A 4,006-nucleotide genomic window follows, 5' to 3' on the forward strand; every position below is an offset into this window, starting at 1 on the left:
AGCTGGCATCTGGCCGCCGCCCCCGCCGGCCGGGACCTGCTGGCCCTGCGCGCCCTGGCCGGTCAGCCGCTGCGCAAGCTCACCCGGATCTCCCCGGACGTCGCCGAGGCGTGGCGCCAGGGCGACGACGCCACCGTCAACGCCCTGGCCGCCCTCGAACTCCGCCGCCTGGGCCTCCACGACCCCCACCGCTGACCCCCGCCTGCCGCATCCCGGGGCCGAAGGTCAACCACAACTCCATGATCGACGGAGGGAGGCAGCGTTCAGCCCGGGGAGAGCCCGCTCGGGTCCTCCTCGTCGTCGATGTCGTCGTCCCCCCAGTTACGACGGCTGAACGGCAGGATCACCCAGAACGTGAGGAACCACAGGCCGGTGACCGCACTGAGCAGGAAGGCGATCGGCCGGGCGAGCACGAAATCGGTGATCAGCAGTACCGAGCTGACCATCGCGACCAGCATGAAGGCGAGACCGGCGCTGGCCATCTTGTGGGCGAACTGCACCAGCTCCGGCTTGCGGCCCTGACGGAACAGGGCCCGGTGGAACGCCACCGGCGAGATGATCATCGCGGTGGCGCCGGCCGCCGCGATCAGCGCGACGACGTAGACGTCGCGCTGGAATTCCGTGGTACGCGTGAAACCGTTACTGAACGGCAGGGTGAGCAGGAAGGCGAAGAGAATCTGTACGCCGGTCTGCGCGACCCGTAACTCCTGAAGCAGGTCAGCGAAGTTCCGCTGCCAGCGCTGCTTCTCGGTCTCCTTGGACACCGCGAACCTCCGAGGGAACACGCTCCACCCGGTCGGCACGCCCGACCGGCGGAACGCAGATGCCCCGCCGCGCACGACCCGAAACCGACTCAGGAACCGCGCCGAATCCGCCCTGCATAACGGGCCTCCAGCGCGTCGTTGTGCGCGTCGCCACCGGCGATGTTGGCCGACAGGTAGACCGGCGGCTGCTCGTCGGCGGCCACCAACCGGGCCACCACCTCGACCACGATCTGCTGGGCCAGCAACGCCGCCGTGATCGAGGAGACCGCGCCCACCGCGCCGCCGGACGGCAGTGGCAGCGTCGCGTCCCCGTACGGGGCACCGTTGTCCAGCACCACGTCGGCGAAGTCGGCGAGCTTGCGCCCGGACGGGTGGCGGGACTCCATCCGGGCCGAGTGCGCGGCGGAGGTGATCGCGACCAGCGGATGGCCCCGCGCGACGACCAGCGAGGCGAACTCCACCATCGCCCCGTTCACGCCCGAGTTCGAGGCGAGCACGAAGACGTCACGCGGGCCGATCGGGGCGAGGGCGTAGAGCCGGTGCGCGACCGACGGGTCCCGCTCCAGCTTCGGGCCCAGCACGTCGACCGGCTCCCCGCCGTGCAGCACCAGGTCCCGCAGGGCGATCCGGTTGGTCGGCACCAGCCCGCCGGCCCGGCCGGCGATCTCCATCGCCAGGGCCTCCGAGTGGCCGGTACCGAAGGCGTGCACCACCCCGTCGGCCCGGATCGCCTCGGCGATCAGGTCGGCCGCGCGGGCCACCTGTTCCCGCTGGCTGCCCGCCACCCGGGTCATCGTCGCGGTCACCTCGGCCAGGTAGCCCTCGGCACTCAGCGTCATGCTCTCTCCCGCCTCCCTCGGATCGCCGCCACCCGACGACCCCGACCAGCTTCCCGCACGGCCCGTACAGCCGTCCGGTCGGTCGGGCGGCCCGTCAGGCGGTCGGGCGGGCGCGGGCCAGGATCGCCTCGGCCAACGGCGTGGGCGCCTCGTCCGGGATCCAGTGGCTGACGCCGGACAGCTCGACGAGACGGTAGTCACCGGTCACGTGTGCGGCGCAGGCGTCGGCGGCGGTCCGTCCGATGGCGACGTCACGGTCGCTCCAGACGAAGGTGGTCGGTACCGACACCGGGCCGACCGCCGCCAGCTCGGAGCGGGACATCGCCCGGTACCAGTTCAGCGCCGCGGTGAGCGCGCCCGGTTCGCGCAGCGGGTCGGCGTACGCGGCCACCCGGGCGTCGTCACCGACGTCGCGCAACAGCCGCCGCAACCCGAGTGCGTCGAGGGCCAGCAGCGTCTTCTCGGCCATGCCCTGCTGCCGGAACAGCAGCATGTACGCCGAGCGCGCCTTCTGCTGCGGGTCGTGGGCCAACGCGTGCGCCATTGCGGCCGGGTGCGGCACGGAGACCGCGGTGAGCGTGCGTACCCGGTCGGGGTGGCCGGCGGCGAGCGCCCAGGCGACGACGGCGCCCCAGTCGTGGCCGACCACGTGCGCCCGCGTCACGCCGAGGGCGTCGAGCACCGCCACCGCGTCGGCGACCAACTCCCCCAGCCGGTACGCCGCCACCTCGGTCGGCCGCGCCTGCGGCGAGTAGCCCCGCTGGTCCAGCGCGTACGTGCGCAGGCCCGCGCCGTGCAGGACGGGCGCCAGCGCGTCCCACTCGCCCGAGTGCTGGGGGAAGCCGTGCAGCAGCAGCACCGGGTCACCCGAGTCGGGGCCGCCGGGGTGGATCTCGAACCGTAGACCTCGGGCGTCGACCTGCATGTCCGGAACGCTACTCGTACTGACGCTTGGGCACCGGCACCTGCCGCCACGACTCGATCTCCAGGTACGGGATCTCGGCGTCGTTGACCGGGTCCCGGCCGATCCGGTCGCTGTAGCGGCCGACCACCTCGACCCAACTGTCGTTGGGCAGCCCGACCGGCACGTCACCGGTGAGCCCGAGTTTGATCGGCCGACCGTCGGCGGCGCAGCAGGAGAGCACCATCCGGGCGAGGATCGGCTCGCCACCGGCACCGGTGGCGAGGAACCCGGTGAGGACCACCCGCCGGTCACCGATCGAGGTGCCCCGGTCGAACAGTGCCCGGGAGGCGTAGTCGAGCACGCTGACCTGCACCGGGTCGCCGTCCGGCAGGGGCGGGTAGTCGGACTCGCGGGGGGCGTTCAGCGCGGTGCCGGCCTGCCCCGCCGCGTACGACCCGAGGGCCGGCGGGGCGACCAGCAGCAGCCCGAGCACGGGCAGGATGAGCAGCCAGCCGATCCGGGGCTCGTGGTGGCCGTGGTCGTCGTGCTCGTCGGTCTGGCCCGTCGCCACCGGGGCGGGACCGCCCACCGGGCCGGTGGACCCGCCGCCGGTCGGGGCCGTCGCGCGGGGCGCGGAGGGACGCAGTTCGTGCCAGAGGGTCATCACCGCGGCGACCACGAGCAGCAGACCGGCGGCGATCAGGAACGGGCGCAGGCCCTCCTTGACGTACCGCAGATAGAGGTCGGTGACGCTGGCCCGGATCACCGCCCCGCCGAGTAGCAGCAGGATCACCGCTTGCGCCTGTCGATTCACAGCAGCACCATCCCGACTCCGGTGGCCATCAGCAGGGCGACCGCGAACGTGGCCGGCGCGAACCGGAAGGCGAACCGCCGGCCGAAGACACCGGCCTGCATCGAGATCAGCTTGAGGTCGACCATCGGCCCCACCACCAGGAAGACCAGTCGGGACGTGAGGGAGAACTGCGACAGCGAGGCCGCGACGAAGGCGTCCGCCTCGGAACAGAGCGAGAGCAGGACGGCCAGCAGCGCCAGCGCCAGGATCGACAGCCAGGCGTTGTCCGCCAGGGTCTGGAGCCAGCGTTCCGGCACCAGCACGTTGATGCTGGCGGCGGCCATCGCGCCGAGCACCAGAAAGCCACCGGCGTGGGTGACGTCGTGCCGGACGGCGGCCCAGAAGGCCCGGCTCCGCCGGGGATCGTCCAGCTCCGGGCGACGCGGCATCTTGATCCACTCGGTGCGACCGAGCCGCAGCCAGAGCCACCCCATGATCATTGCCACGATCAGGCTGGCGACCCCCCGGGCGAGGACCATCTCCGGATTGTTGGGGAAGGCGACCGCCGTGGCGACGAGCACGATCGGGTTGACCGCCGGGGCGGCCAGCAGGAAGGCCAGGGCCGCCGCCGGCGTGACGCCCCGGCGGATCAGCGAGCCCGCGATCGGCACCGACCCGCACTCGCAGCCCGGCAGCACCACACCTG

The 4,006-nt window shown here is 72.7% G+C and carries 5 protein-coding genes and 1 pseudogene; 1 reads left to right on the plus strand and 5 read right to left on the minus strand.

Annotated elements, in window-relative coordinates; translation table 11 throughout:
* Positions 1-195, plus strand: a pseudogene (locus tag EYA84_RS28035) (hypothetical protein); the annotation flags it as partial.
* Positions 196-263: 68 nt separating this feature from the next.
* Here the strand turns inward: EYA84_RS28035 and EYA84_RS28040 are convergent.
* The 5 genes from EYA84_RS28040 to EYA84_RS28060 all read right to left on the minus strand — a co-directional run.
* Positions 264-764 carry a DUF6328 family protein gene (locus EYA84_RS28040; RefSeq protein WP_131056892.1) on the minus strand — a complete coding sequence of 167 codons (501 nt, stop codon included), beginning with the start codon at positions 762-764 and terminating at the stop codon, positions 264-266.
* Between the two features lie 89 nt (positions 765-853).
* The gene (locus EYA84_RS28045) at positions 854-1,603 is read right to left on the minus strand and encodes a sugar isomerase domain-containing protein (RefSeq protein ID WP_131056894.1); all 750 of its coding nucleotides are present in this window, start codon (positions 1,601-1,603) and stop codon (positions 854-856) included.
* Positions 1,604-1,697: 94 nt separating this feature from the next.
* Positions 1,698-2,528: an alpha/beta fold hydrolase gene (locus EYA84_RS28050; protein ID WP_131056896.1), complete on the minus strand. Its 831-nt coding sequence runs from the start codon at positions 2,526-2,528 to the stop codon at positions 1,698-1,700.
* A gap of 10 nt (positions 2,529-2,538) precedes the next feature.
* Positions 2,539-3,321: a TIGR03943 family putative permease subunit gene (locus tag EYA84_RS28055; RefSeq protein WP_131056897.1), complete on the minus strand. Its 783-nt coding sequence runs from the start codon at positions 3,319-3,321 to the stop codon at positions 2,539-2,541.
* On the minus strand, positions 3,318-4,006 hold a 689-nt coding region (locus EYA84_RS28060), incomplete at its 5' end, for a permease (RefSeq protein WP_201272502.1). The genes EYA84_RS28060 and EYA84_RS28055, both read right to left, overlap by 4 nt.

The sequence above is a fragment of the Verrucosispora sp. SN26_14.1 genome (assembly GCF_004307965.1).
In the GTDB taxonomy this organism is placed as follows: domain Bacteria; phylum Actinomycetota; class Actinomycetes; order Mycobacteriales; family Micromonosporaceae; genus Micromonospora.

What these genes read in the sequence shown, in the direction of transcription:
- EYA84_RS28045 (WP_131056894.1), bottom strand. Translation starts at nt 1,603, where the DNA reads ATGACGCTGAGTGCCGAGGGCTACCTGGCCGAGGTGACCGCGACGATG.
- EYA84_RS28050 (WP_131056896.1), bottom strand. Translation starts at nt 2,528, where the DNA reads ATGCAGGTCGACGCCCGAGGTCTACGGTTCGAGATCCACCCCGGCGGC.